The sequence below is a fragment of the Alphaproteobacteria bacterium genome (assembly GCA_020638555.1).
Taxonomy (GTDB): domain Bacteria; phylum Pseudomonadota; class Alphaproteobacteria; order Bin95; family Bin95; genus JACKII01.
Map to the genome: position 1 here is coordinate 224,796 of JACKII010000004.1, position 26,155 is coordinate 250,950.

Consider the following 26,155-nt stretch of genomic DNA (forward strand, 5'->3'; position numbering starts at 1 on the left):
TCCGCGGGAGAACGGGAGGGACAGTTCGTGGAAGGAACCGCTGTTTCCCGGACGGTGCGGAGCGCCGATCCGGGACCGGTCGCGGCGTGCGAACATCGGCGGGAGCGGTGTTCGAAGGATGCGGCCGGCCCCGGATGGCGGCTCCGCCCCCTCCGGGGAACACGATCGGCGCTCCGCACCGTCCGGGGCACAGGGCCCGCTTAGGTTTGGTGAATCGCTGACACCGGTCGTACGTCACACCGGCTCGGCCGGCACCACGCGCTCCGGGGCGACGATGGCGTTCTGGGCCGGAACCAGGGCGAGTTCCCCCTGGGTCCGCGCCAGGATCTCCGCCACCGACGCCGCCGCCAGCGCCAGGGCCCGCGCCGGGTCCGGCGTCTCCAGATAGCGGCCCAGATAGATCGCCGCGAACGTGTCGCCGGCGCCGAAGGCGGGCGCCTCGATGCGGGGATGGCGTACGCTCCAGGCGGCCTCGCGCGTCACCGCCAAAGTTTCGACGGCCCGGCGCGGGAACAACAGCCCGGTGACCACCACCAGCCGCGGCCCCCATTCCAGCAACTCCCTGGCCGCCGCCAGCACCGCCTCGCGGCTATCGCAGGCCATGCCGGTGAGGGTTTCCAGTTCGAACCGGTTCGGCGTCACGATATCCGCAGCCGGCACCAGCACGTCGCGCATCACCGCCGGAATGTCCGCCGCCACGAACAGGCCCTTCGGGTCGTCGCCCAGCACCGGATCGCAGGCGAAGAGCGCATCCGGCACGGACTTGCGCAACCGCTCCACGGCCCGCGCCACTGCCAGCCCGTTCGCCGCCGTGCCCAGATAGCCGGAGAGCAGCGCGCCGCAATCCCCGAGAAAGCCCCGCTCCGCCAGCCCCTGCACCAAGGCGTCAATCTCGTCGGCCGGCGCCGGGCCACCGCTGAAGCCGCCATGGGCCGGGTGATTGGAAAAGCGCACCGTGTCGACCCGCATCACGTCCCTCCCCAACCGCTGCAGGGCGAACACGGCCGCGCTGTTGCCCACATGGCCATGGGCGACGCTGGACTGGATCGAGAGCACATAGCGCATGCCGCGGTTCCGATGCTGCAATTGCGAAAAGAACGGGGTATAGAAGGCGGGATTTTATAGAAGACTCGCCTCCGAAATGCCAAAGGAACCCGCAACCGCCATGTCCGCCTCCGCCCCGATCCGCCCCCGCCGCAGCGTCCTCTACATGCCGGCCAGCCGGGCCAGCGCGCTGGAAAAGGCCAAGAGCCTGGCCGCCGACGCCCTGATCTTCGATCTGGAAGACGCCGTCGCGCCGGACGCCAAGGATGCGGCCCGCGACCAGGCCTGCGCCGCGGCCGCCTCCGGCGCCTATGGCCGGCGCGAAATCGTGATCCGCGCCAACGGCCTGAACACCCCCTGGGGCTATGCCGATCTCGCCGCCATCGCCCAGTCCGGCGCTCATGCGGCGCTGCTGCCCAAGGTGGAGAGCGCGGCCATGCTCGCCCAGGCGGCGCAGGTGCTGGACGAGGCCGGCGCGCCGGCGGAGATGGCACTTTGGGCCATGGTCGAGACACCGCTCGCCATGCTGCAAATCCAGGATATCGCCCGCGCGCCGCGCCTCGCCTGTCTGGTCATGGGCACCAGCGACCTGGCGAAGGACCTGAACGCCGTGCACACGCCCGACCGCCTGCCCTTCGTCACGGGGTTGGGGCTCTGCCTGCTGGCGGCACGGGCCTATGGCCTGGCGATCCTGGACGGCGTGCACCTGAACCTCGGCGACGACGCGGAGTTCGACGCCCATTGCCGCCAGGGCCGGGAAATGGGCTTCGACGGCAAGACCCTGATCCACCCGAAACAGGTGGAACCCGCCAACGCGGCCTTCGGCCCCTCCGACGCGCAGGTCGACGAGGCCCGCCGCATCATCGCCGCCCACGCCGAGGCCGAGGCCAAGGGCCAGGGCGTCGTGCTGCTGGACGGCAAGCTGATCGAGAACCTGCACGTGGTCGGCGCCCACCGCACCGTCGCCCTCGCCGAGGCCATCGCCGCGCTCGCCGCCTGAGCCTGAAAGACAGCCGTCACGGCCCCACTCCACCCCGTTTGGGCTCCCTCCTCCCTTTTCATCCCGAGTAGGCGCAATGCGCCGTATCGAGGGACGCCGACACCGGCACCGCCCCCCTCGATACGGGCCTACGGCCCTACTCGGGATGAAGCAGTGGCATAGAAGAAGGAATGCCCCGCCCCCTTCAAAGCGGGATGGCGAGCAGCGTGTCCACCCGGTCGTTGTCCAGCACCACCCGCTTTTCGCGGAACTTCGCCTCGGGCCCGGTCAGGTCGATCACGTCCCGATACAGGCCGACCGCAAACACCTCGCTGGCGCCGGCCTGGAGGGAGCGGACCACCAGCAGGTTCGACTCGGCCTCCACCCGGCTGGGCCGCCCGGCGTCCAGGATCACCGTCGCCGACACCAGATGGCGATAGCGCTGCGGCTCATAAATATTGGCCTGGCGCAGCGCCGCCACCCGGTCGCGCAGCATGCCCTGGCTGTCCGCATAGATCAGGCCCATGGGCAGGCCGCGCTCGGCATTGGCGGCGTGCACGATCTGGTAGAAACAATCGTCGGCAAAGAAGCCCGGCCAGTCCTCCAGCCGGTCCTGGTCCAGGCAGCGCACATAGGCGGCCTGCAGCCGCTCCACCCGCCAGAGAGCCTCGCGCTCGTCCATCGCCCGCGCGCTCAGGAGCCGAGGCCGGCGGCCGCGCGCTGGTCCGGCGTCCACCGGGCCTGGAAATCGGCGGTTGAGTTGGTGTTGGGATAAGCCTCGTCGGGCACCGGCACGCCCAGAAAGGCACAGAGCGGCGCCCAGCCATCGGCGCCGTCGAACACCAGCAGCTTGTCCACCGGAACCTCCGCCTTCACCGCCGCGTTGTGGGCGCGGTACACGCTAAGCACATGCTCGCGGTCGTCGACCTCTCCGCCGAACACCTTGTCGATGATGACGGCCTTGGCCATGGCGCGCTGAACCGGCCGCGTCGGCGTCGCGTCCGGATCGGGCGGCAGGCGCAACGACTGGAAAATGGTGCGGGAGATGCTCTGCCACCATTTTTCCTCCGGCCGCTCGGTCAGGATGACCTTGGCGTCCGGGAAGGTCTGCATCAGTTCGCGCCAGAACGCCGACGACGGCCAGTCGCAGGACGCGCGATAGCCCTTCAACAGCGCGGCAAAGTCCACGGCTTCGCCCTGGGCGGCACGGAGCCAGCCCTCGGCCGTCTCCGGCACGTTGCGCATTTCCATCATGTGATGGCAGGGCCGGAAGCCCAACATCTCCAGCGCCTGCTTCAGCGACATGGTGGAGGTGCGCCCCATGCCGGCCCCGATGATCTGCACCATGATCACACTCCAAATGTTCTGAGATTCATTGTTTGCGATCGAACGGCATGATAATAGCTACGCCGTGAATTCGGGGCAAAATGTGATGATGTTCCGAACGCGCACCGTTGGCAAACACCATCGACCGGACCCTTCGGTCGGGATCGCCCTCGCAAAACAGTCCCTCGGAGATTGTGCATGCCGAATGCCACCCACCCGTCCCACAGCACCGAGCGGGCCTCTCGCGAGGTCGAAGCCTATGCGGAGGGCGGATTCCTGGATGAGCGGTCAAAGCATCAATCCAAACTTCGCCACTATTACAGCACCCCCAGCAATTCCCGGCTGCAACAGGCATTCAAGGACGTCATTGAGGCCAATCTCAGCAATACGGTCGTACTCGAAATCGGTTGCGGCATCGGTTGGAACTGCCAACAGATGCTGGACCACGGTGCCGCGGAAGTCCACGGCATCGACATTGCCGAATCCAAGATCGGACAAGCGCTGGCGAAATTCGACGATCCTCGCCTGACATTTTCCCTGCACGATATTCACGAACCGCTGGACGGCAAGTACGACCTCATTATCGGCCGCGCCGTACTCCATCACGTCGATTACCAGAGCGTGCTACAGCAACTCTACGACAACAACCTGAACCCCGGCGGAAAGATGTTTTTCATCGAACCGATGGCGGAAGGGCTGCTGACCAAGCTCTATTGGAAGCTGACACCGCACATGCACACCCCGGACGAGCGACCGTTTTACGCTCATGACATTGCCTGGCTGAAGGACAGATTCCCAAGCTTTCGGTTGATCCCGTTCGGTTACCTGGCGTTTCCGGTGAACATCGTATCCGCCGCAATCATGCCCAAGCCTGGAAATGCGCTGACCCAATTCGCAGATTCGATCGACCAGCGGCTCGCAAAACTGGAATGGCTCGGGCCGCGTTTTCACACCGGAATTTTTTGCATTCAGAAGCCCGCAGCCGACGCCCGCTCCGCAGACTGAGCACCGGCCGCGGGCCGAACGACGGCCACGAGCCGAGCGTCGGCAGCGGGCCGAGCGTCGGCAGCGGGCCGAGCGTCGGCCGTGGGCTATCCGGTCCGTTATTCCGCGGCCGCAGGCCGGGCCTCGGCCAACTGGGTCAGGCAATCGTCCGCCAGCGGCTCGATCGGGGTGAAGTCGCGGTGGGCAATCCATTCCGGCCGCTGGAATTTCGTGATGTGGTTCGACACCTCGCACAGGCTCAGATAGACGATGGTCCGGTCCCAGGGCGAGATGTTCGCGGGCGAGGCATGCACCAGGCAGCCATGGAACATGATCACGCTGCCCGCCGGCCCTTTCGGCGCCACGATGCCGCCCTTGGCCGCCAGTTCGCGGATCTTGGCGTTGTCCAGCGTCCAGAGCGGATAGGAAGTGGTGGCCAGATCGTGCCCGGCCTCGACCACGCCTTCGCGATGGCTGCCGGGAATGAACATCAGCGCGCCGTTGAACTCGGTCACGTCGTCCAGGAACACGGCGATGTTCATGGCCCGCGGCTCCGGCATGCCGTCGTCGCGGTGCCAAGTGCCGAAATCCTGGTGCCACTGCCAGACATCGCCGTCGAACGCCGCCTTCGCGTTCACCTTGTACTGGTGCATGTAGAGCTTGCCGTCCAGGATCTGCTCCACCGGCTCGATCAGGCGCGGATGGGCGCCCAGGCGGCGGAAGGCCTCGTTGTAGTGATGGGCGGCGAAGGCGGTGCGCGGCGTCGAGCCGTCCTTCTCGCGCCAGACCTCCTCGCGATCCTGCGCATAGACGACGTCGGCTTCCCGCCGCAACACCGCCGCCTCGGCCCGGCTGAAGCATTCCGGCAGGAACAGATATCCGTCCCGGTGAAACTGCGCGATCTGATCCCTGTTCAGTTGCATATCGGTATGCCTTTACACGTTTTGGTCGAGTTTTGTATCCTTCCTACTCTATCACGCACGGGCAAAAGCAGGGAAGACGATTGGCAAAGGTGCGCAACGACAAGGCCCGCAAGTTGGCCTTCAAATTCCTGCGGCTCGCCGAGAACCAGTTCACCAGCCAGCGGCTGCGCCGCGTCTATCGCGATTGGTTCGGGGTGGAGGTGGGGCTCTACTCCTATGGCTGTTTCGATCCGGCGCGCTTCCCGCCCGGCACACGCTTCGGCCGCTATTGCTCGATCGCGAACACCGCTGCCAGCTTCGACACCGATCACCCGGTCGACGCCGCCATCCTGCACCCGGTCGCCTACCATCCCGGCTTCGGCGTCGTCGACGCTTGGCGCATCGCGCCGACGCCGTTGGTGGTGGAGGACGATGTTTGGCTCGGCCACAACGTCACCATCCTGGCCGGCACCGGCCGCATCGGCCGGGGCGCGATTGTCGCAGCCGGCGCGGTGGTAAGAGAGCCGGTGGCGCCCTATATGATCGTGGCAGGCATTCCCGCCCGCCCCATCCGGCCCCGCTTCGGGCCCGAGCGCATCGCTTCCCTGGAAGCGAGCCATTGGTGGGAGCGGACGCCTCCGGAGTTGCGACACCTGACGGCGCAACATGCGGATTGGCTCCCGGAAGCGGCAAGCCGCCACGCTACCAAAGATTAACGAAAAAAAGCCTTGCATTGTGCATCGCACAAAACTACATTGTGCAGTGCAAGGAGCGTTGGCGCGCCCTTGCAACACCCATCTTGGGCGTTTCCTCCCTGTACTTGGGCCGTGCCTTCGGGTACGGCCCATTTTTTTCGCGATTTCAGAGAGTTAGCAGCAGCCAAGCGCCACTCGGGCCGGCCACGGCCCACCGACCCGCGTTACCCCCAAGGCAGCGAACCGGCATTTGCGGTCATTTTGCAATTTGGTAGCGCGATGATGCGTGAATGGTGGGTCCGCGCCCGGACCGGGCCGTCAAGCCAGCGGAATCCCCCTCGCCGGCTCTCGGCACCGCGCGGCCACGCCAGTGGCGAACCGCCTCAGAAATCGATGCGGCGCTCCGCGACCTTCCGAACCAGGAAGTCGCGGAAGACGTTGATCCGCTTGGATTGCCGCATTTCCTCGGGATAGATGAAATAGACGTCGGTGTGCGGCCCTTCTATGTGGCTCAACACATTCACCAATTCACCCGACATGCGCGCCGTATAGGCCGGCAGCGCCGCGATGCCCAGGCCGCTGACCACGGCGCGGTACATGGCGTAAATGTTGTTGACCCGCAGCACCGGGCGCAGGGCCTTGTCGGTGAGTTGCGGATCCATGATCCAGTTGATGTTCAGCGACGGCAGCGGCCCGTCCGAGCCATAGACGATCAGATGGCCGTCCAGGTCGTCCACGGTCTGCGGCACGCCGTGTTGCTTCAGATACATCGGCGCAGCGAACAGGCGCGAGCGCACGGTCTTCAGGTGGCGCTGGATCAGGTCCGGCTGCGTCGGCGGCTGGAAGCGGATGGCGCAATCGGCCTCACGCATACCCAGGTCCAGGTCGCTTTCGGTCAGCACCAGGCTCACCTCGACGTCGGGATAGAGTTCGATGAATTCCTTCATGTGCGGCGTCAGCCAGGTGGAGCCGAAGGCGGTGGTGGTGCTGATCTTGAGCGGGCCTTGCGGCTGCTCCTTCGATTCGGTCAGCATCGCCTCGGTCATGGCCAGGCGATGAAACACCTCGTGCACGTTGCGATAGAGTAGCTCGCCCGATTCGGTCAGGATCAGGCCGCGGGCGTGGCGGTGAAACAACAGCAGGCCCAGGCTCTCCTCCAGGGCGTGCACCTGGCGGCTGACCGCGCTCTGCGAGAGGTTCAGCACCTCGCCTGCGTGCGTGAAACTGCCGGCTTCCGCGACCGCGTGGAAGACCCGCAGCTTGTCCCAGTCCATGCGCATGCTGGCCGGGGAGATGGCGGTGCGGGGCATGGCCACTACTCCGCCGCGAGCGGCACATCCTCCGCCGCAGCCAGGAATTTCTCCGCCTCCAGCGCCGCCATGCAGCCGAGGCCCGCGGCCGTCACCGCCTGGCGGAACACCTTGTCCTTCACGTCGCCGGCGGCGAACACGCCGGGCACGTTGGTGCGCGTGCTGTCGGGCTTGGTCAGCAGATAGCCCTCGCCATCCATGTCCAGCACGCCCTTGAAGATGTCGCTGTTCGGCCGGTGGCCGATGGCGATGAAGACGCCGTCCACCGCGCGCTCGACGGTCTCGCCGGTCTTGACGTTCTTCAGGCGCACGCCGGTGACGCCAGGCGGGTTCTCATCCCCCAGCACCTCGTCCAGCGCCGAATCCCAGACCATTTCGATCTTGGGATTGCGGAACAGCCGCTCCTGCAGGATTTTCTCGGCGCGCAGCGTGTCGCGGCGATGCACCAGGATCACCTTGCTGGCGTGGTTGGTCAGGTAGAGCGCCTCCTCCACCGCCGTATTGCCGCCGCCGACGACCAACACTTCCTTGCCGCGGAAGAAAAAGCCGTCGCAGGTGGCACAGGCCGAGACGCCGAAGCCCTGGAATTTCTTCTCGCTCTCCAGCCCCAGCCAGCGCGCCTCCGCACCGGTGGCAACGATGACCGCATCGGCGATATAGCGGTCGCCGCCATCGCCCTGGCAAACGAACGGGCGCTGGGAAAAATCCACGCCGGTGACGACGTCGAAAATCATTTCCGTGCCGACATGGGCCGCCTGGGCCTGCATCTGCTCCATCAGCCAGGGGCCCTGGATCACGTCGGCAAAGCCCGGATAGTTTTCCACATCCGTCGTGATGGTGAGCTGACCGCCCGGCGCCATGCCCTGCACCAGCAGCGGGTTCAATCCCGCGCGGGCCGCGTAAATCGCCGCCGTGTAACCCGCAGGGCCGGAACCGACGATCAAAACCTTGGTACGATGATCCATCCGTCGAGTCTCTTCGCGTTAAGTACCGTGGCCATTGGCAACGGCGTTTCCCTGAACTTTTTGGTTGTTCGTTAGAACTACCCCTCCCGGCCGGATTCGACAACCTCGAACACACGGGCATGCCGATACGGCCGCGGAGCGAGCGCGCCGCAGACAGCGTTCGGCCTTGCCATAACCATAGCCTTTTCCGAATACGCGCAATATAATTACACGAACGGCCTCTGGGAGGAAACACATATGGCCCGCGTGCGGCTGGATGAGATCGATCGCAACATTCTGAAGGATTTGCAGGCGAATGGCCGCATGACCAATGTGGACCTCGCCGGCCGCGCCGGGATCTCCGCACCGCCCTGCCTGCGCCGGGTGCGGGCGTTGGAGACCGGCGGCTACATCCGCGGCTACCACGCCGACCTGTCGCCGGAACTGCTGGGCTTCGAGGTGGTGTTCTTCGCGCTGGTCGGCCTGGAAAGCCAGAAACAGGACCGCCTGCGGTCATTCGAGACCCTGGTCCAGGACTGGCCCGAGGTGCGCGAGTGCCACATGGTGCGCGGCGGCGGCGACTTCCTCCTGAAGCTGATGGCCCACAACACGGCGCACGAGAACGAGCTGACCCAGAAGCTCACCTCCGCCCCGGACGTGATCCGGGTGACCACCTTCCCGGTGATCCGCACCAGCAAGTCCGAACCCGGCGTCCCCATGGACGAGGCCCCTGTCATCGGCGCCGACGATTCGGCCCTGGCGGGGTAGGCGACCATCGCCGCATGGCGCCATGGCAGGCCCCGGAGATCCCGGCCCGTCGCTCCGCGCCGTCCGGGAAAGCAGAATGCGTTCCGCGACGTCCGGGAAAGCGGAGTGCGTTCCGCGCAGGCCGCCCCCTCATCTTTCCCGGTCGCCGCCAGGCGGCGAACCGGGATCCCTCGCCCGGAAGCGCGCCGCCGCTGCCCCCATATCCAGGGTCGCCGTGCCTTGCCGGGCGATCCCCCACTCCCTCCCCGCCAAGGCTTGCCCATGGATTACGTCCCCTTCGGCCGCACCGGCCTGACCGTCTCCGTTGCCGGGCTCGGATGCGGCGGCAACTCGCAACTGGGCCTGGGCCGCGGCAAGTCCGAGGCCGACGCCGTCCGCCTCGTCCGCGCCGCCCATGATCTGGGCGTCACCCTGTTCGACACCGCCGAGGCCTACGGCACCGAGGGCGTGGTCGGAGAGGCCGCGCGCCGGATCGGCCGCGACAAGGTGGTGATCGCCTCCAAATGCCGGATGCGAATCGGCGAAGACCTGATCTCCGCCGGCCAGTTCCAGGCCAAGCTCGACGCCTCGCTGAAGGCGCTCGGCACCGACTATGTCGACATCTACCAGCTGCACGCGGTGACACCGGCCATGTACGACCACGTCGCCGCCGAGATCGTGCCGGCCCTGCAACAGGCCAAGGCCGCCGGCAAGCTCCGCCATATCGGCATCACCGAGACCTCGCCGCACGACCCGCACCAGCGGATGCTGCAACGGGCCTTGCAGGACGATGTCTGGGAAAGCGCCATGTTCGGCTTCCACATGCTGAACCAGGGCGCGCGACGCGACGTGTTCCCGCTGACAGCGGCCAAGGGCGTCGGCACCCTGCTGATGTTCGTGGTGCGCAACATTTTCAGCCAGCCCGGCCTGTTACAGGAGACCGTCCAAGACCTCGCCGCCGCCGGCCAACTGCCGCCGGACCTCGCCGCCGATCCGGAGCCGCTGGGCTTTCTGCTGCACGAAGGCGGTGCCACCTCGATCATCGACGCGGCCTATCGCTATGCCCGGCACGAGCCCGGCGCGCATGTCACGCTGTTCGGCACCAGCGACATCGGCCACCTGGAAGCCAACATCGCCTCGATCCTGCGTCCGCCACTGCCGGAGGCGGACCGCGTGCGCCTGGTCAACACCTTCGGCCATCTGCACGGCGTCGGGCTGGACTTGCCGAACCGGGTGAAACCGCCCCAGAATTGAGCGGCCATGACCGCGCCAAACCCCTCACGACCGGCCGCCGCTGCCGCCGGCCCCGCCGACACCACCTACGACATCGACGTGTCCAAGCTGAACACGTCGGTGTTGTGGCGCATCACGCGCATGGCGTTCCGCCACCGCTGGCGCATGGCCATCGCCATCGCCGCGACCCTGGCGGCGGCGGTCTTCCAGCTGTTCGTACCGCAGTATCTGGGCCAGGCCATCGACCAGGCCCACACGCTGCTGGCGGACAAGAGCGTCGACCCCGCCGCGGCGGAGGCGGCCCTGCTCACCACCGCGCTGCTGTTGCTGGGGGCGGCGTCGCTCCGCGGCCTCTGCACCATGATGCAGAATTATATGGGCGAGGCGGTGGGCCAGTTGATCGGCTACCAGCTGCGGCTGGATTTCTATCGACAGTTGCAGCGCCTCAGCTTTTCCTGGCACGACCGGGTGCACACCGGCGACCTGATGACCCGCGGCATCCTCGATATCGAGGGCGTGCGGCTCTGGACCGACACCGGCATTCTGCGCTCGTTCCTGCTGACGACGCTGATCGGCGGCGGCGCCTATATCCTGATGAGCAAGGACGTGCTGCTGGGCTGCACCACGCTCAGCTTCGTGCCCATTGTCGGCCTTCGCGCCTCGTTCGCCCGGCTGAAGCTGCGCGACGCCTGGCTTGCCTATCAGGACCAGATGAGCCTGGTGACCAAGGTCATGGAGGAGAATCTGGGCGGCATCCGCGTCGTCCGGGCCTTTGCCGGCCAGGACCACGAACTCGACCGTTACGACCGCTTCGCTGGCGAGGCGCTGGCCATGGCGCGCGAACGGGCCGGGCTGTTCGTGCGCAACATCACCCAGATGACCTATATCTACTACCTTGCCATGGGCCTGACCCTCTGGGTCGGCGGCGAGAAGGTCATCGCGGGCGAGATCAGCCTGGGCGTGCTGGCGGAGGCGCTGGCCTTCATGCTGATCCTGCAAATGCCGGTGCGCCAGATCGGCTGGATGATCAACTCCATCGCCCGCGCCTCGACGTGCGGCGGCCGCCTGTTCCACATCATCGACCTGGAGCCCGCCATTCAGGACGCGCCGAACGCCAAGCCGCTGGCGATCACCGACGGCGTCGTCCGCTTCGAGCATGTGTCGTTCCGCTACCCGGCCTGGACCGGCGACGACCGCACGCTTGCCGACATCTCGCTGGAGGTCCGGCCCGGCCGGGTGCTGGGCATTGTCGGCCCACCCGGCAGCGGCAAGACCACCATCACCCACCTGTTGGGGCGCTATTACGACGTGGAGGACGGCCGCATCACCATCGACGGCCAGGACATCCGCCACGTCACCCTGGAGTCGCTGCGCCGGACCGTGAGCATCGTGCAGCAGGACGCCTTTCTCTTCACCGCCAGCCTCGGCCACAACATCGCCTATGGCGACCCGTGGGCGGAGGGCGCGCGCATCGAGGGCGCGGCCGCCACGGCGCAACTGCACGGCTATATCCAGAGCCTGCCGGAGGCCTATCAATCGCTGGTGGGCGAGCGCGGCGTGTCGCTGTCCGGCGGCCAGCGCCAGCGCCTGGCCATCGCCCGCGCCATCCTGCCGGAGGCGCGGGTGCTGGTGTTCGACGATTCCTCGGCCGCCATCGACGCCGGCACCGAGCGCCAGATCCGCGACGCCCTGGCCGGGGCGACCGAGAACCGGGCCGTCATCATCATCGCGCACCGCCTCTCGTCGCTGCTGCACGCCGACGAGATCGTGTTCCTGGACGCCGGCCGCATCGTCGAACGCGGCAGCCACGACCAGTTGATGGCCGCCGGCGGCCCCTATGCCCGGCTCTACGAGTTGCAGGCCCGCACCACCGCCGGGGAGGACGTGGCATGAACGGTGCGCAAGCCTCGACCATGCCGTCCTCTTTCCCCCGCTCCCGCGTAGGCGGGAGCCCATGCCTGAGCGCGTCTCACAGAGTCCGGACTTTGTCGTGGGCTCTCCGGCATGGCCCCCCTGTCGAGCAGGGGGAAGGGTGTGAAAGAGACAAAGCGCAGGAGGCAAGCGCATGAGCCGCCGCCCCTCCAGCCTGCACCGCCGTTCGGCAAAGCCGCCGCCGCTGGCGGTGGTCGGCTCGCAGATCGACCAGGAAGAAGAGTTGTTCGGCCGCGCGTTCGACCCGTTCGTGATCCGCCGCTTCCTCGCCTATCTGAAGCCCTACCGCCGCCGCATCTACTGGGCGCTGGCGGCGATCCTGCTGTTCACGGTCACCCAGTTGATCGTGCCGCTGGTGGTCAAGGCCGCCATCGACCGGGCGCTGGCCGCCGACATGCCGGACCCGGACCTGCTGCACCTGTTCGTCGGCCTGTTCTTCGCCGTGGTGACGCTGAACTTCGTCGGCAATCACGTGATGGAGATCATCATCGCCCGCACCGCCCAGAACCTGCTGTTCGACCTGCGCCGGGCCATGTACGCGCATCTCCAGGTCGTCTCGCTCGGCTTCATGGACAAGACCGAGGTCGGCCGGCTGATGAGCCGGTTGCAGGGCGACGTTGCCGCCTTGCAGGAGTTCCTCGAGTCCTCGATCTTCGCCATAGGCGATATCGTGCTGCTGTTCGGCATCATCGCCGTGCTGTTGAGCCTCGACCCGACGCTGGGGGCGCTGGCGCTCTGCGTCGTGCCGCTGCTGTTCGTCGTGCGCATGGTCTGGCTGCCGCTTGCCCGCAAGGCGTTCACGGCGGCACGCGAGGCCTCCAGCCGCGTCAACGGCGCGCTGGCGGAGAACGTGCACGGCATCCGCGCCATCCAGCAATTGCGGCGCGAGGCGGTGAATTTCGACCTGTTCGAGGAGAAAGCCCGCGCCAACCTGCTGACGCATCTGCGCGCCTCGAAATTCACCAATGTCATGATCCCCATCGTCGACGTGCTGACCGGCTCGGCCATGGCCATCGTCGTGGTGGTCGGCGGCACGATGGTGCTGGGTGGCTCGCTCGAAATCGGCGTGATGGTGGCCTTCCTGTTCTACGTGCAGCGCTTTTTCGACCCGATCCGCTCGCTGACCCTGCAATACTCGACCATGCAGCGCGCCATGGCGAGCGGCCACCGCATTTTCGAGGTGATGGACGTGGAGATCGACGTCCAGGACGCCGCCGACGCCGTCGCGCCGGAGCGCATCGACGGCAGCGTGGAGTTCGAACACGTCACGTTCGGCTACGAGCCGAACCTGCCGATCCTGAAGGATATTTCCTTCCGCGTCGCGCCGGGCGAGACCGTGGCTCTGGTCGGCCCGACCGGCAGCGGCAAGACCTCGATCACCGCCCTCTTGCACCGCTTCTACGACGTGTGGCAAGGCGCGGTGAAGCTGGGCGGATACGACGTCCGCGCCGTCACGCAAGCGAGCCTCGGCCGTCACATCGCCATGGTGCTGCAGGAGCCGTTCCTGTTCTCGGCCACGGTCGAGGAGAACATCCGCTACGCCAAGTCCGGTGCCCCCCTGGACGAGGTGATCGCCGCGGCCAAGGCGGTGGGCGCGCACGACTTCATCATGCGCCTGGAGCACGGCTACCAGACGGAATTGAACCAGCGCGCCGCGAATTTGAGCTTGGGCCAGCGCCAGTTGGTCAGCTTCGCCCGCGCCCTGGTGGCCGACGCCAGCGTGCTGGTGCTGGACGAGGCAACGGCCAACATCGACAGCTACACCGAACTGGAGATCCAGCGCGCCCTGAAGCGGTTGTTGGAAGGCCGCACCGCCATCGTCATCGCCCATCGCCTGGCAACGATCCGCGGCGCCGACCGCATCATCGTCCTGAACCAGGGCGAAATCGTCGAACAGGGCACCCACACCAGCCTGATGGCCGCCGAGGGCTTGTATGCGCGGCTCTACCGCCTCAACTACGCCAGCTTCGACGACATCCCGGAGGACGAGATTGCGCGGGCGATGGAGTGAGGGGATGGGGCAGGAACCACCACAACGGTATATAAGCAATTGACACATTCTTTATCAATTTCATTGAATGTGGTAATAAATTAATTTGCCGGGTGGAAAAAATTCGATAATCATTATAGACTAAACATTGGTGACTTTATATCATCATTGGTTGGGCAGTTCCGCTGGCCGCCATTTGGGCCAAACGCAATTTGATCGAACAGGCTTGATCAATCTGCTGCTGCAACCGCTTTCTTCACACGAACTCTTTAACTTTTTTGTAGGAGGCTGGTTTGATGCTGCTTATCGCAACGATATCGTGGTGGTTCTGGTTTGTTATATCCGCCGGATTTGGGTGGAATAGCGCGTGACGCAGCTTCTGGCTCTGCAAGCGGTAAAACTGAAGCTTAAACCGATTGCAAAGAAGAAAGAAGGGTGGACTTGGCTGAAATAACTGCCGCTTCAATGCAAATCGACGAAGAACAGATAGCTCACACACTATTCCGTCGCAGTGCTGCGCCTTCGCGGTCGCAGATCCGATGCCCATCCTGATTTCGACCCAAATATTCCTGCTGGAGTTGGCGGCTGAAAGGTCAAGCGTGGCAACGGCGCTGGAATTGATGACATTCCAAAAGGCATCCGATTGGCCAAGCGTATTTACCTCGAGGCGGGGGGCGCAGAACAGCACACGCTTGACGCCTGACGAGATGCCGGACATACACATCCAGCGCTTTTGATTGTCGGATGATTTAATGCACCGACGAAATGTATATTAAATCGAATGGTGGAACGACATCCTCAAGTCGAGAGATTACAGCAAGAATTTCGACTGGATATGGTGAACAATCAAATCCATTATTACAAGAAGCAACAACCGCGGGCGGCATTTGCCTAACCCCACAACAACATGCCGCCCTACATCGCCCTCTCTTCTGGAAATTTCTGATCAACGATCTGGTTTCCCTCAACAACACCTGCCCGCAGATACCCTTTAACCCAATTCATGAGGCCCTTGTGCACGGACGATAAATCGCGACGCCAAGCGTGCCGGTCGGACGATGAGTCATGGCACCTTTCTCGGCCAAAGCCCGCCAGTAGCACATGCATCCTCCGCACTAAGTTCATTCTTGACGCCGCCCGCGTCCTCCCCTGCCATAGCACCCACGCAGAGAGAGGACGCGCCGCCCCATGACCAACCATCTCGCCATCCGCATCACCGACCGCCGTCCATTCGCCGAGGGCGAGGCGTTCGGCTATGTCGGGCCCTATGAGCGTCTGACCGGCCGCGTCCACCACACGGTCGACCCGGCCGCCGCCGCCCAGGCCGGCGTCACCGACATCGCGCTCGCGGAGACCGGCGCGGACGGCCTCGTGCACTTCGCCCAGGATGTCTGCATTCTGAAGCCCGCCGACATGCGGCTCGGCAACCGGCGGCTGTTTTTCGACTGGGGCAATCGCGGCAACAAGCGGATGTTGCAGTATTTCAACGACGCCCTGCACTCCAACGACCCGATCTCGCAAGACCACGCCGGCAACGGCTTCCTGATGCGGCGGGGCTACACCGTGGTGTTCGGCTCCTGGCAGGGCGACCTGCTGCCGGGCGACGGGCGCATGCTGCTGGACCTGCCGAAAGCCCGGAACCCGGACGGCTCCCCGGTCACCGGCCTGGTGCGCACCGAGTTCATCGCCAACGCGCCGGGCGTCACCACCTTCACCCTGTCCGGCCGCGGCTCGACCCGCTCGCACCCGGCGGTGTCGCTCGACACCTCGAAGGCGCAGCTCACCCGGCGGCGCTATGCCATGGACTGGCGCGAGCCGGTGCCGGCCGCAGACTGGATGTTCGCACGCTGGGACCATGCCGGCGGCCTCGATGGTCTCGGCGCCGACCGGGGGCTGGTGGTAAGCGACACCCACATCCACCTGCCCGGCGGCTTCGAGCCCGGCTGGATCTACGAACTGGTCTATGAGGCGCGCGACCCGCTGGTCATGGGCCTCGGCCATGTGGCGGTGCGCGACCTGGTGGGGTTCCTCAAATACGGCGCCCGCGATGCGGACGGGCAGGAAAACCCGCTCGGCCCCCAGGGCAGCATCGAGAAGGCCTATGGCTATGGCCGCTCGCAGACCGGGCGCTGCATCCGCGACTTTATCTGGCGCGGCTTCAACGCCGACCATGAGAACCGCCGCGTGTTCGACGGGCTGATGCCGCACGTCTCCGGCGCGGGCGGCAAATGGCTGAACCAGCGCTTCGCCAACGCCGTCGTCGCCGGCGGCCAGAGCCACGAGGACCATTACTGCCCGGCCGACCGCTTCCCCTTCGCCTATGCTGAGTGCACGGATCACAACACCGGCCGCACCGACGCCATCCTGAAACGGCCGGAGACAGACCCGCTGGTGATCCACACCCAGACCGCGACCGAATACTGGCAGCGCCGCGGCTCGCTGGTGCACACGGACACGCACGGCAACGACCTGGCCGAGCCGGCGGGCGTGCGCATCTATCATTGGTCCTCGACCCAGCACACCGCCGACCCCAGGCAGGAACGGCCGCGCAAGGCCGTGACCGACCATTATCTGAACGTCACCCAGACCAGCATGCTGTTCCGCGCCCACCTGGACGCGCTCGACAAATGGGCGACCCATGGCGAGGAGCCGCCGCCGTCGCGGCATCCGAAGCGCGCCGACGGCACCCTGGTCGCCATGGACGCGTGGCGGGCGCAATTCCCCGCCATCCCCGGCGCCACGGTGCCGCGCGAGCCGAACCCCCTGCCCCATCTGGACTTCGGCCCGGACGAGGCCCAGGGCGTGCTGGCGCAGGAGCCGCCGACAGTGCTGGACGAGCGCGCCTATGCGGTGCTGGTGCCGGCGGTGGATGCGGACGGCAACGACGTCGCCGGCGTGCGCTGCCCGATGGTGGCCGCGCCGCTCGGCACCTATACCGGCTGGAACATCCGCGCCCGCGGCTTCGGCCAGGGGGCGATGCACGAATTCTCCGGCGGCTACATCCCCCTGCCGGAGGACGAAGAGGTGCGCGCCGCGACCGGTGATTCGCGCCTTTCCGTCATCGGCCGCTATGGCACCGCGGCCGGCTATGTCGCCGCCATTGAACGCGCCGCCCGCGAACTGGTGGCCCAGCGCCTGATGCTGGAGGAGGACGTGGCGCGGTGCGTTCTGCGTGCGGCCGATTGGTGCCGACCACTGCACGACGTGAAATTGCCCTGAAGCCCGGAACCGCAGCGCCGGCAAAACGCCCGTGCTTGCAGTGGTATGCGACCAAAGGCTATACGGAGACCGCCAAATGCGAGCCCGTGGCTTTTTTGTGATTGCAAGAAACGGGAAAAACCCTAGGCTTCGCGGCAATCAATCAGGGTTCCAAAGTGCCCGCACTCGTCTGGAGGACAACGCAGATCATGGTAGAGCCCAACGGGCACGACTCGATTTTGAGCGTGCGCGGTGTGTCGAAATTTTTCGGCGGCGTCCGCGCAAACAATGATGTCAGTATAGAAGTACCGCGCGGAAAGATCTTTGCCATTATCGGCCCCAATGGCGCCGGTAAGACATCCTTGCTGAACATGATCAGTGGTTTCTATGTCCCGGATGCGGGCGAAATCACCTTCAACAGCAAAAAGATCTCCGGCCTGAAGCCGAGCGAGATCGCGCGGCAAGGCATCGCCCGCACGTTCCAGAACATCGCCCTGTTCCGCGGCATGTCCGTGTTGCAGAACATGATGCTGGGACGGCACGTGCTGATGAAGACCAGCGTCCTCTCCTCCTTCGTCTATTGGGGCGCGGCCCAGCGCGAAGAAGTCGCCCACCGCGAAAAGGTCGAGGAGTTGATCGACTTCCTCCGCCTGAACGACCTGCGCAAGGCCCCGACGGGCGAGCTGGCCTATGGTCTGCAAAAACGCGTCGAGCTGGGCCGGGCGCTGGCGGCGGAGCCGGACCTGCTGCTGCTGGACGAGCCCATGGCCGGCATGAACCAGGAAGAGAAAGAGGACATGGTGCGCTATGTCCTCGACATCGCCGAGCAACGCGGCACCACCATTGTGCTGATCGAGCACGACATGGGCGTGGTCATGGACATTTCCGACCATATCGCCGTGCTGGACCAGGGCGAGAAAATCGCCGACGGCACGCCGGACGAGGTCCGCGCCAATCCGCGCGTGATCGAAGCCTATCTCGGCGCCGGACACTAGGGAGGGCTTTCGGAGCATGGCTGCTCGCGAGGAAACGCTGCCGGGGCTGATGCTGCGCAATGCGCAGGTACGGCCGGCCAAATCGGCAATGCGCGAAAAGGATCTGGGCATCTGGCGGACCTATACCTGGGCCGACTATGCGCGGGAGGTGACGGAATTCGCCGACGGGCTGGCGGCACTGGGCTTCGGTGCCGGCGACAAGTTGGTGGTGATCGGCGACAACCGCCCCCGTCTCTACTGGGCGCAGGTCGCGGCCCAGGGGCTGGGCGGCGCGGCGGTGCCGATCTATCAGGACTCGATCGCATCGGAAATGGCCTTCGTCCTGGCCGACGCCGACACCAAGGTGATCGTCGCCGAGGATCAGGAACAGGTCGACAAGGTGCTGTCGATCAAGGACCAGGTGCCCAGTCTGGAATGCCTGATCTATGACGACAGCCGCGGCCTCCTGAACTACACGGACCCGCTGTTGCGCTCGTTCGAGGCGGTGCAGGAAGCGGGACGCGGCCAGGCCGGCGCCTTTGCGAAAAGCGTCGACGGGCTCGACCCCGATACGATTGCGCTGATGAGCTACACGTCCGGCACCACCGGCAAGCCCAAGGGCGTGATGCTCTCGCACCGCAATCTGGTGGAAACCGCGAAAATCTTCGTCGCCAACGAGGATGTGCGCGAAAGCGACGACTTTCTCTCCTACCTGCCGATGGCATGGGTGGGCGAGAGCATGTACGGCCTGACGGTGGCGTTGCTGGTCGGCTGCTGCGCCAACTGCCCGGAAAGCCCGGAAACGCTGGAACGCGACCTGCGCGAGCTGGGGCCGACCGGCTTCATCGCCTCGCCGCGGGGCTGGGAGACCATTCTCTCGCAATTGCAGGTCAAGGCGAACGATACCGCCGGCGTCAAGCGCTGGTTCTACGAGACCTTCCGCGCCGCCGCCGTTGCCGGCGAACTGGCCAAGGCGGAAGGTCGGTCGGCCGGCGCGATGAACGGCCTGATGCGCTGGCTCGGCGAATTCTTCGTCTACGGCCCGGTGCGCGACCAGATCGGCCTGCGCCGGGCGCGCTGGTGCTATACCGGCGGTGCGCCGCTCGGCCATGACACGTTCCGCTTTTTCCGCGCCATCGGCATCAACCTGAAACAGGTCTACGGCTCGACCGAGGTTTCGGGCCTGGTGTCGATCCAGCCGGACAACAAGGTGAACCCCGATACGGTCGGCCCGCCCTGCCCCGGCATCGAGGTCAAGATCGCCGACAACGGCGAAATCCTGATCAAGTCCGACGGCGTGTTCAAAGGCTATTACAAGCGCGAGGACGCCACGGCCGAGGCCTTCACCGGCGACGGCTATTTCAAGACCGGCGACGCCGGCATTCTCGACGAGAAGCGGGGCGACCTGCTGGTGATCGACCGCGCCAAGGATGTCGGCAAGATGGCCGATGGCACGGCGTTCGCGCCGCAGTTCATCGAAAGCAAGCTGAAATTCTCGCCCTATATCTCGGAGGCGGTTTCGTTCGGCGACGGGCGGGCCTTCGTCTCGGTCATGATCGCCATCGACCAGGCCACCGTCGGCAACTGGGCGGAAAAGAACGGCATTCCCTATACCAACTATGCCGACCTCAGCCAGAAGCCGGAAGTGCGCGAGCTGATTTCGAACGAAATCGGCCGCGTCAACGCCACCCTGCCGGATGCGGTGCGGGTGAAGCGTTTCCTGCTGCTGGCCAAGGATCTCGACGCGGACGATGCGGAAGTGACACGCACGCGCAAGCTGCGCCGCAGCTATATCGCAGAGCGCTATGCCCCCGTGATCGCCGCCTTCTACGGCAACCAGACCGAGGTGGATTTGCGCACCGAAGTCACCTTCGAAGACGGCCGGCGCAGTCATGTGGACGCGCGCCTGCTGATCCAGGACGCGGCTTAAGGGAGCGCACAAATGAATCCGGAATTGGAATTTGCGATCTCGCTGGTGGCGGAAGGCACGCTGACCGGCCTGATGTATTCGCTGATCGCGCTCGGCTTCGTGCTGATCTACAAATCGACCGACGCCATCAACTTTGCCCAGGGCGAGTTCGTCATGATCGCCGCCATTGTCGTGGCCGGCTGCATCGATTGGTTCGGCTTCCCCTTGCTGGTGGCCGTCCTGATCGGCTTCCTGTTCATGGTCGTGTTCGGCATGGGGCTGGAACGGTTCGTGCTGCGACCCATGATCGGCATGCCGATCGTCTCCATCATCATGGCGACCATCGGCCTGGCCTTCTTCCTGCGCGGTTTCGGCCCGCTGGTCTTCGGGGCCGCACCGACAACCATCAACCTGCCGATCCCCGATAGCCCGATTTTCTGGGGTCCGCTCTACCTGAAACCGATCATGCTGGTCGGTGCCGGCATCAGCATCCTGTTCCTGCTGGCGTTCGGCTGGTTCTTCCTCAAATCGCGTGCCGGCGTCGCCATGCGCGCGGTGGCGGACAGCCACCAGGTCTCGATGGCGATGGGCATCAACGTGGAACGGTTCTTCGCCGTCGCCTGGATCACCGCCGGCATCGTCGCGCTGCTGGGCGGCCTGGTCTGGGGCAACATGATCGGCGTCGATACCCAGCTGGCGCTGGTGGGCCTGAAAGTGTTCCCGGTCGTGATCCTGGGCGGCCTCGACTCGATTATCGGCGTGGTCGTCGGCGGCATCATTGTCGGCGTGGTCGAAGCGCTGACCTCCGGCTTTATCGACCCGATGGTCGGCGGCGGCATGAAGGACTTCGCCCCGTATGTCTTGATGATCGTCATGCTGATGATCCGCCCCTACGGCATTTTCGGCCGCCGCCTGATCGAGAGGATCTAAGACCAATGTTCCACCGTGAATGCGGCTATTTCAAAACCAGCTATGTCGCCGATCAGGCGATCCTGCCACTGCCCATTGCCAAGCAGGCGATCATCGGCCTCGCCATCTTTTTCCTGGTGCTGATCCCGTTCTTCGCCAGCGATTACTATCTCGCCAATCTCAGCCTGCTCGGCATCACGGTCGTGGGGGCGCTGGGGCTGAACATCCTGCTGGGCTATACCGGCCAGATTTCGATCGGCCACGCGGCCTTCATGTCGGTCGGCGCCTACACGGCGGCGAATCTGGCCGTGAAACTGGGCCTGCCCTTCTATATCACCCTGCCGCTCGGCGGGTGCATGGCCGCCTTCATCGGCCTGCTGGTCGGCATCCCGTCGCTGCGGGTCAAGGGGCTGTATCTGGCGATTGCGACCCTGGCGGCGCAATTCATCATCGAATGGGTGATCAACCACTTCCCGGCGATTTCCGGCGGCGCCGGCGCGTCGATCCAGGTGGAGCGCCCGAACCTGTTCGGCTGGGAGCTCGACAGTTCCGCCGAGCTCTATTACTTCGTGATGTTCTTCGCGGTGATCGCCATCATCGCGACGATCAACCTGATCCGCAGCCGGGTCGGGCGCGCGCTGATCGCCATCCGCGACCAGGATATCGCGGCGGAAATCATCGGCATCAACGTGTTCCGCTACAAGCTCTACGCCTTTGCGATCTCCTCGTTCTATGCGGGCGTGACCGGCGTGCTCTACACCTACTACCTGGGCATTGCGACCTACGAGCAGTTCCAGATCGACGTATCGATCGACTTCCTGGCGATGTGCATCATCGGCGGCCTCGGCTCGATCACCGGTTCGATCATGGGCGCCTTCTTCATCACGCTGCTGCCGATGATCATCCGCATTTTCATGGAAACCGTCGGGCCGTTCGTCATGGACCCGTCCGTGTTGCCGACCGTGATCGGCCAGATGCGCCTTATGATCTTCGGCGGTCTGATCATCGTCTTCCTGATCGTGGAACCGGATGGCTTAAACCGTTTGTGGTTGAATATCCGGAACTATTTCAGGGTTTGGCCGTTCTCCTACTAGGCGATACACTCGCACCTGTGGGACTGACCGGCCTCATGAGGGGCTTAACAGAGAGGAGACAACGTCTATGAGTTATTTGCGCACTTTCGGCCTGGCCGCGCTGGCCACGGCCGGCCTGGCGGCGGCGGCATCGACCGCCCAGGCGAAAGACCTTATCATCGGCATGATGTGCGACCGCACCGGCCCGACGGCGGTGACCGGCACGGCGCTCTGCCCCGGCTATCACGACTATATCGACCTCGTGAATTCGAAGGGCGGTGTGATGGGCAACAAGATCATCGCCGACGAGGTCGACATCCAATACAAGGTGCCGCCGGCGATCGAAGCCTATCAGCGCTACAAGTCCGAAGGCGCCGTCCTGGTGTCGCCGTATGGCACGCCGATGACCGCCGCCCTGATCAAGACCATGGAGGAAGACAAGATCGCAGGCACCACCGCCGGCTTCGGCACGGCGGCAGCGGCCAATGGCGAGAAATACCCCTACATGTTCCCGATCGCGGCCAGCTACTGGTCGCAGACCGCCGCCGCAATCAAGTTCGCCAAGGACAAGCTGGGCGGCGACCTGAAGGGCAAGAAGATCGCCTACATCTTCTACGACAACCCGGCGGGCCGCGAAGGCATTCCGGTGCTGGAAGAGATCCAAAAGCAGGAAGGCTATGAGCTGCGCACGTTCGGCGTGCCGGCGCCGGGCGTCGAGGCCGGCTCGCAGGTTCTGGACGTCACCCGTCGCTATCGCGCCGACTTCGTCCTGCTGCACGTGTTCGGCCGCGCCCCGGCGGTCGTGCTGAAGGAGCTGAAGCGGGCCGGCTATCCGATGGATCATGTCATCGGCTATGTCTGGGCCGTCAGCGAAGGCGACATCGCCGCCGCCGGCGGTTGGGACGTCGTGGAAGGCTACAACACGATCCAGTTCGCCGGTGTCGGCAGCGACTATCCGGTGCTGCAGGAAATCCGCGACATGTACAAGGCCGAAGGCAAGGATGAGCCGGAAGCGATGAAGTACACGGTGTACTACAACCGCGGCGTTTTCCAGGCAGCGGTCCACGTCAAGGCCATCGAGAACGCGGTCAAGGCCAAGGGCTCGGCCGACATCACCGGCACCGACGTCCGCGACGGCATGGAGGCGCTGCACGGCTTCACCCTCGGCGGTCTGGTGCCGCCGCTGGAAATGTCGCGCCAGGATCACGAGGGCGGCGGTTTCGTCCAGGTGTTCCAGGTCCAGAAGGGCAAGTATGTGCCGGTCACCGACTGGTTCCGCGCCTATCGCGACGACGTGCTCCGTCTGTTGGCTGCAGAGCACCAATAAGCCTCTATCGATTGGGGAGTGTCGCTGCGGCGGCACTCCCGATTTGATCCTTTTTAAATATCGTACAAAACAGGCAGGCGCCCGGTATGCTGCAACTCAACAACATCGAAGTCATGTACAACAATGTGATCCTGGTGCTGAAAGGCGTCTCGATCCACATGGCGCCGGGTAAGATCACCACCATCCTGGGCGCCAACGGAGCCGGCAAGACCACGACGCTGAAGGCGATTTCCGGCGTGCTCCGCTCCGAGCGGGGCGAGATCACCCACGGCACGATCGAACTGGACGGCGAGCCCATCGACCGCATGGCCGGCCACGACATCGTGCGCAAGGGCGTGGTGCAGGTGTTCGAAGGCCGCCGTGTCTTCGTCAACCTGACCTGCGAGGAAAACCTCATCGCCGGCGCCCATATCGAACCCTCCACCGCCGAGATGAAGCGGCGGATGGATATGGTCTACCAGTATTTCCCGCGCATCGGCGAACGCCGCCACAGCCGCAGCGGCTATCTCTCCGGCGGCGAGCAACAGATGCTGGCCATCGGCCGCGCGCTGATGAGCAACCCGAAAGTAATCCTGCTGGACGAGCCGAGCCTTGGCCTGGCGCCGCTGATCATCGAGGAGATTTTCGGCATTATCGGCCGCCTCAACGCCGAACAGGGCGTCACCATCGGCCTGGTGGAGCAGAACGCCAACCTGGCGCTCGGCATCGCCCATTTCGGCTATGTGATGGAGAACGGCTCCATCGTCATGGAAGGCCCGGCCGAGCAGTTGCGCGACAACGCCGACATCAAGGAATTCTACCTCGGCATGTCGGAACACGGCGAGCGCAAGAACTACCGCGACGTCAAGCACTACCGCCGCCGCAAGCGCTGGCTGTCGTAAGGGGCGGTTGCAGACGGGGAGCTTCGGCTCCCCTTTTTCATTCCGCCGCCCGTTCCAGCCGCGCGATCATGCCGTCGGTGACGGTTTTGAGGGATCGCAGGTCGTCGGTGCAGGTGGCGAACACGTTGGACGGGCTCGCCAGGCGGATTTCGTCGCCGCGGCTCGCCGGGGTCGGTCCGAAGCCGATGGCGAGCGCCCGGCCCGGCGGCCAGTAGGCGATCTCGCCCGGCTGCATCACCTCGCGCGCATCGGGCTCGCCGGCGGCGGAGACGGGTGTCGCGAAATAGACCTCGTCGCCCCAGGTGTTGACCGGCGCCTCGAATGGCGCGGCGGCCCAAAGGGCATCGGCCGTCGGTGTGTCGCGCAAGATCAGCCGCAGCCGGATACGGCCAATGGAAAGTTGCAGAACTCGCATCGGTTTTTTCGCCAGCTCCCGTCGACAAGTTCGCGGAGATGATTGGCAAGCTAGCGGGTGTCGTGGCAAGATCAAGTGGGGGGAACGGGCTTGGCCGGTCCGCCAAACGCGCTGGCCGTCGGCCCGCCCAGAAAGCTTGCGATGACCCAAAAGCACGAGGACAGCATCGAAACACCCTATGGTTGGGTGATCATGGGCGCCTCGCTGCTGATCATCACCATGGCGGTGGCGTCAAACTATCTGGTCGTGGTCGGCCTCAAACCCATGGCCGACGCCATGGATTGGCCGCGCTGGGTGACCTCGTCGGCCTATTCGGTGATCGCGCTCGGGTCGGGCACCGGCGGCATCCTGATCGGGCTCTATGCCGACAAGCGGGGCATCTGGCTGCCGGTGATGCTGGCCGGGTTTTCGATCGCGCTCGGCACCACGCTGGTGAGCCGGGTGGAGCATCCGCTGACGATGCTCGCCCTCTGCTTCGTCTTCATCGGCGTGTTCGGCAACGGCGCCGTGTTCTCGCCCCTGATCGCCAACACCACCCGCTGGTTCGACCGCCGCCGCGGCATTGCCGTGGCCATCGTCATGTCCGGGCAGAACCTGGCCGGCGCCGTCTGGGCGCCGACCATCCGCTATGGCATCGAGACCTATGGCTGGCGCGAGACCTGGGCCCTATACGGCATCGTCGCCGGAGTGTGCGTGCCGCCGCTGGCGCTGCTGCTGCGCCGCCGCGCGCCACAGATCAAAGCCGGCGTCACGCCTCCACCCGAAAAGCACGCGATCGAAACGCGATGGCCGCCGCTGGTGGCGCAGGGGCTGTTGTGCCTGGCGATCATCGGCTGCTGTGTCGCCATGGCCATGCCACTGGTCCACATCGTCGCCTATTGCGGCGATCTGGGCTTCGGCATCGACGAGGGCGCGCAGATGCTGTCGCTGCTGCTGGCCTGCGGTTTCTTCAGCCGCATGCTGTTCGGCTGGCTCAGCGACCGCATTGGCGGCCTCAAGACCATCTTCCTGGGCGCGGGCCTGCAAGCGCTGGCTCTGACCTTGTTCGCCTTCGTCGACACGCTGGCCGGCCTGTATCTGATCTCCGCGCTGTTCGGATTGGTGTTCGGCGGCATCGTGCCGAGCTATGCGCTGGCAACGCGGCAGTTGTTTCCGGCCCGTCAGGCGTCCGCACGCATCGGCGTGATCTTCATGGCCGGCTATATCGGCATGGCGAGCGGCGGCCTTTTGGGCGGCGTGATTTTCGACCTGACGCTCGACTACCGGGTGGCCTTTGCCGTCGGCGTCGCCTTCAACCTGATGAACCTGCTCTGCCTGTCGCTGATCCTGGGGAACCGGAAGACCGCCCCGGGGCTCGCACGGCAGCCGGCGGAGTAAGGTGCC

General features: G+C 65.2%; 23 protein-coding genes. 15 read left to right on the forward strand and 8 right to left on the reverse strand.

What is annotated here, in order from left to right:
* Window positions 1–234 precede the first annotated feature (234 nt).
* Window positions 235–1,065, reverse strand: coding sequence for a pyridoxal kinase PdxY (gene pdxY / locus H6844_15065; GenBank protein ID MCB9930721.1), 831 nt, complete (start codon window positions 1,063–1,065; stop codon window positions 235–237).
* A gap of 100 nt (window positions 1,066–1,165) precedes the next feature.
* Here pdxY and H6844_15070 point away from each other — a divergent pair, with 100 nt between their 5' ends.
* On the forward strand, window positions 1,166–2,044 hold the full coding sequence (locus H6844_15070) for a CoA ester lyase (protein MCB9930722.1): 879 nt from the start codon (window positions 1,166–1,168) through the stop codon (window positions 2,042–2,044).
* 184 nt (window positions 2,045–2,228) lie between these two features.
* Here H6844_15070 and H6844_15075 read toward each other — a convergent pair whose 3' ends face one another.
* Window positions 2,229–2,705: an aromatic-ring-hydroxylating dioxygenase subunit beta gene (locus H6844_15075; protein MCB9930723.1), complete on the reverse strand. Its 477-nt coding sequence runs from the start codon at window positions 2,703–2,705 to the stop codon at window positions 2,229–2,231.
* An 11-nt stretch (window positions 2,706–2,716) separates the two neighbouring features.
* A complete protein-coding gene (locus tag H6844_15080) occupies window positions 2,717–3,370 on the reverse strand; it encodes a sulfotransferase family protein (protein MCB9930724.1) in 654 nt (217 codons plus the stop codon).
* 177 nt (window positions 3,371–3,547) lie between these two features.
* Here H6844_15080 and H6844_15085 point away from each other — a divergent pair, with 177 nt between their 5' ends.
* Complete coding sequence (locus H6844_15085; GenBank protein MCB9930725.1) at window positions 3,548–4,354, forward strand: methyltransferase domain-containing protein; 807 nt, start codon at window positions 3,548–3,550, stop codon at window positions 4,352–4,354.
* A 98-nt stretch (window positions 4,355–4,452) separates the two neighbouring features.
* Here H6844_15085 and H6844_15090 read toward each other — a convergent pair whose 3' ends face one another.
* Entirely contained in the window at window positions 4,453–5,256 is an 804-nt protein-coding gene (locus H6844_15090; protein ID MCB9930726.1) for a phytanoyl-CoA dioxygenase family protein, read from the reverse strand.
* Between the two features lie 80 nt (window positions 5,257–5,336).
* On the opposite strand from H6844_15090, the gene H6844_15095 reads away from it, so the two are divergent.
* The gene (locus H6844_15095; protein MCB9930727.1) at window positions 5,337–5,951 is read left to right on the forward strand and encodes a CatB-related O-acetyltransferase; all 615 of its coding nucleotides are present in this window, start codon (window positions 5,337–5,339) and stop codon (window positions 5,949–5,951) included.
* A gap of 362 nt (window positions 5,952–6,313) precedes the next feature.
* On the opposite strand, the gene H6844_15100 is transcribed toward H6844_15095, so the two are convergent.
* Both H6844_15100 and trxB read right to left on the reverse strand, forming a co-directional pair.
* Window positions 6,314–7,204 carry a LysR family transcriptional regulator gene (locus H6844_15100; GenBank protein ID MCB9930728.1) on the reverse strand — a complete coding sequence of 297 codons (891 nt, stop codon included), beginning with the start codon at window positions 7,202–7,204 and terminating at the stop codon, window positions 6,314–6,316.
* A 41-nt stretch (window positions 7,205–7,245) separates the two neighbouring features.
* On the reverse strand, window positions 7,246–8,205 hold the full coding sequence (gene trxB, locus H6844_15105; GenBank protein ID MCB9930729.1) for a thioredoxin-disulfide reductase: 960 nt from the start codon (window positions 8,203–8,205) through the stop codon (window positions 7,246–7,248).
* A 237-nt stretch (window positions 8,206–8,442) separates the two neighbouring features.
* Between trxB and H6844_15110 the strand changes: the two genes are divergently transcribed.
* From H6844_15110 to H6844_15125, 4 genes are all read left to right on the forward strand, one after another.
* The gene (locus tag H6844_15110) at window positions 8,443–8,952 is read left to right on the forward strand and encodes an Lrp/AsnC family transcriptional regulator (protein MCB9930730.1); all 510 of its coding nucleotides are present in this window, start codon (window positions 8,443–8,445) and stop codon (window positions 8,950–8,952) included.
* Window positions 8,953–9,213: 261 nt separating this feature from the next.
* Complete coding sequence (locus H6844_15115) at window positions 9,214–10,185, forward strand: aldo/keto reductase (protein MCB9930731.1); 972 nt, start codon at window positions 9,214–9,216, stop codon at window positions 10,183–10,185.
* Between the two features lie 102 nt (window positions 10,186–10,287).
* Window positions 10,288–12,057: an ABC transporter ATP-binding protein gene (locus H6844_15120; protein ID MCB9930732.1), complete on the forward strand. Its 1,770-nt coding sequence runs from the start codon at window positions 10,288–10,290 to the stop codon at window positions 12,055–12,057.
* 172 nt (window positions 12,058–12,229) lie between these two features.
* A complete protein-coding gene (locus tag H6844_15125; GenBank protein MCB9930733.1) occupies window positions 12,230–14,107 on the forward strand; it encodes an ABC transporter ATP-binding protein in 1,878 nt (625 codons plus the stop codon).
* Window positions 14,108–14,342: 235 nt separating this feature from the next.
* On the opposite strand, the gene H6844_15130 is transcribed toward H6844_15125, so the two are convergent.
* Entirely contained in the window at window positions 14,343–14,804 is a 462-nt protein-coding gene (locus H6844_15130; GenBank protein MCB9930734.1) for a hypothetical protein, read from the reverse strand.
* A gap of 470 nt (window positions 14,805–15,274) precedes the next feature.
* On the opposite strand from H6844_15130, the gene H6844_15135 reads away from it, so the two are divergent.
* The 7 genes from H6844_15135 (at window position 15,275) to H6844_15165 (ending at window position 24,357) form a co-directional block, all read left to right on the forward strand.
* Complete coding sequence (locus H6844_15135) at window positions 15,275–17,305, forward strand: hypothetical protein (GenBank protein ID MCB9930735.1); 2,031 nt, start codon at window positions 15,275–15,277, stop codon at window positions 17,303–17,305.
* 188 nt (window positions 17,306–17,493) lie between these two features.
* Window positions 17,494–18,279, forward strand: a complete 786-nt coding sequence (locus H6844_15140) for an ABC transporter ATP-binding protein (GenBank protein MCB9930736.1) — start codon at window positions 17,494–17,496, stop codon at window positions 18,277–18,279.
* Between the two features lie 16 nt (window positions 18,280–18,295).
* Window positions 18,296–20,188, forward strand: a complete 1,893-nt coding sequence (locus H6844_15145; protein MCB9930737.1) for an AMP-binding protein — start codon at window positions 18,296–18,298, stop codon at window positions 20,186–20,188.
* A gap of 24 nt (window positions 20,189–20,212) precedes the next feature.
* Complete coding sequence (locus H6844_15150; protein ID MCB9930738.1) at window positions 20,213–21,097, forward strand: branched-chain amino acid ABC transporter permease; 885 nt, start codon at window positions 20,213–20,215, stop codon at window positions 21,095–21,097.
* 5 nt (window positions 21,098–21,102) lie between these two features.
* The gene (locus tag H6844_15155; protein ID MCB9930739.1) at window positions 21,103–22,170 is read left to right on the forward strand and encodes a branched-chain amino acid ABC transporter permease; all 1,068 of its coding nucleotides are present in this window, start codon (window positions 21,103–21,105) and stop codon (window positions 22,168–22,170) included.
* 67 nt (window positions 22,171–22,237) lie between these two features.
* Window positions 22,238–23,476, forward strand: a complete 1,239-nt coding sequence (locus H6844_15160) for an ABC transporter substrate-binding protein (GenBank protein ID MCB9930740.1) — start codon at window positions 22,238–22,240, stop codon at window positions 23,474–23,476.
* Window positions 23,477–23,562: 86 nt separating this feature from the next.
* Window positions 23,563–24,357 (forward strand): ABC transporter ATP-binding protein, encoded by a 795-nt coding sequence (locus H6844_15165; GenBank protein MCB9930741.1) that lies wholly within the window; start codon window positions 23,563–23,565, stop codon window positions 24,355–24,357.
* Between the two features lie 37 nt (window positions 24,358–24,394).
* Here the strand turns inward: H6844_15165 and H6844_15170 are convergent, their stop codons facing one another.
* Window positions 24,395–24,772, reverse strand: coding sequence for a hypothetical protein (locus tag H6844_15170; GenBank protein MCB9930742.1), 378 nt, complete (start codon window positions 24,770–24,772; stop codon window positions 24,395–24,397).
* A 141-nt stretch (window positions 24,773–24,913) separates the two neighbouring features.
* Here H6844_15170 and H6844_15175 point away from each other — a divergent pair, with 141 nt between their 5' ends.
* Window positions 24,914–26,149 carry an MFS transporter gene (locus tag H6844_15175; protein MCB9930743.1) on the forward strand — a complete coding sequence of 412 codons (1,236 nt, stop codon included), beginning with the start codon at window positions 24,914–24,916 and terminating at the stop codon, window positions 26,147–26,149.
* Window positions 26,150–26,155 lie beyond the last annotated feature (6 nt).

What these genes read in the sequence shown, in the direction of transcription:
- H6844_15075 (MCB9930723.1), bottom strand. Translation starts at nt 2,705, where the DNA reads ATGGACGAGCGCGAGGCTCTCTGGCGGGTGGAGCGGCTGCAGGCCGCC.
- H6844_15170 (MCB9930742.1), bottom strand. Translation starts at nt 24,772, where the DNA reads ATGCGAGTTCTGCAACTTTCCATTGGCCGTATCCGGCTGCGGCTGATC.
- H6844_15130 (MCB9930734.1), bottom strand. Translation starts at nt 14,804, where the DNA reads ATGTCCGGCATCTCGTCAGGCGTCAAGCGTGTGCTGTTCTGCGCCCCC.
- H6844_15140 (MCB9930736.1), top strand. Translation starts at nt 17,494, where the DNA reads ATGGTAGAGCCCAACGGGCACGACTCGATTTTGAGCGTGCGCGGTGTG.
- H6844_15110 (MCB9930730.1), top strand. Translation starts at nt 8,443, where the DNA reads ATGGCCCGCGTGCGGCTGGATGAGATCGATCGCAACATTCTGAAGGAT.
- H6844_15135 (MCB9930735.1), top strand. Translation starts at nt 15,275, where the DNA reads ATGACCAACCATCTCGCCATCCGCATCACCGACCGCCGTCCATTCGCC.
- H6844_15155 (MCB9930739.1), top strand. Translation starts at nt 21,103, where the DNA reads ATGTTCCACCGTGAATGCGGCTATTTCAAAACCAGCTATGTCGCCGAT.
- H6844_15090 (MCB9930726.1), bottom strand. Translation starts at nt 5,256, where the DNA reads ATGCAACTGAACAGGGATCAGATCGCGCAGTTTCACCGGGACGGATAT.
- H6844_15100 (MCB9930728.1), bottom strand. Translation starts at nt 7,204, where the DNA reads ATGGACTGGGACAAGCTGCGGGTCTTCCACGCGGTCGCGGAAGCCGGC.
- H6844_15145 (MCB9930737.1), top strand. Translation starts at nt 18,296, where the DNA reads ATGGCTGCTCGCGAGGAAACGCTGCCGGGGCTGATGCTGCGCAATGCG.
- H6844_15175 (MCB9930743.1), top strand. Translation starts at nt 24,914, where the DNA reads ATGACCCAAAAGCACGAGGACAGCATCGAAACACCCTATGGTTGGGTG.
- H6844_15160 (MCB9930740.1), top strand. Translation starts at nt 22,238, where the DNA reads ATGAGTTATTTGCGCACTTTCGGCCTGGCCGCGCTGGCCACGGCCGGC.
- pdxY (MCB9930721.1), bottom strand. Translation starts at nt 1,065, where the DNA reads ATGCGCTATGTGCTCTCGATCCAGTCCAGCGTCGCCCATGGCCATGTG.
- H6844_15115 (MCB9930731.1), top strand. Translation starts at nt 9,214, where the DNA reads ATGGATTACGTCCCCTTCGGCCGCACCGGCCTGACCGTCTCCGTTGCC.
- H6844_15165 (MCB9930741.1), top strand. Translation starts at nt 23,563, where the DNA reads ATGCTGCAACTCAACAACATCGAAGTCATGTACAACAATGTGATCCTG.
- H6844_15070 (MCB9930722.1), top strand. Translation starts at nt 1,166, where the DNA reads ATGTCCGCCTCCGCCCCGATCCGCCCCCGCCGCAGCGTCCTCTACATG.
- H6844_15085 (MCB9930725.1), top strand. Translation starts at nt 3,548, where the DNA reads ATGCCGAATGCCACCCACCCGTCCCACAGCACCGAGCGGGCCTCTCGC.
- H6844_15080 (MCB9930724.1), bottom strand. Translation starts at nt 3,370, where the DNA reads ATGGTGCAGATCATCGGGGCCGGCATGGGGCGCACCTCCACCATGTCG.
- H6844_15125 (MCB9930733.1), top strand. Translation starts at nt 12,230, where the DNA reads ATGAGCCGCCGCCCCTCCAGCCTGCACCGCCGTTCGGCAAAGCCGCCG.
- trxB (MCB9930729.1), bottom strand. Translation starts at nt 8,205, where the DNA reads ATGGATCATCGTACCAAGGTTTTGATCGTCGGTTCCGGCCCTGCGGGT.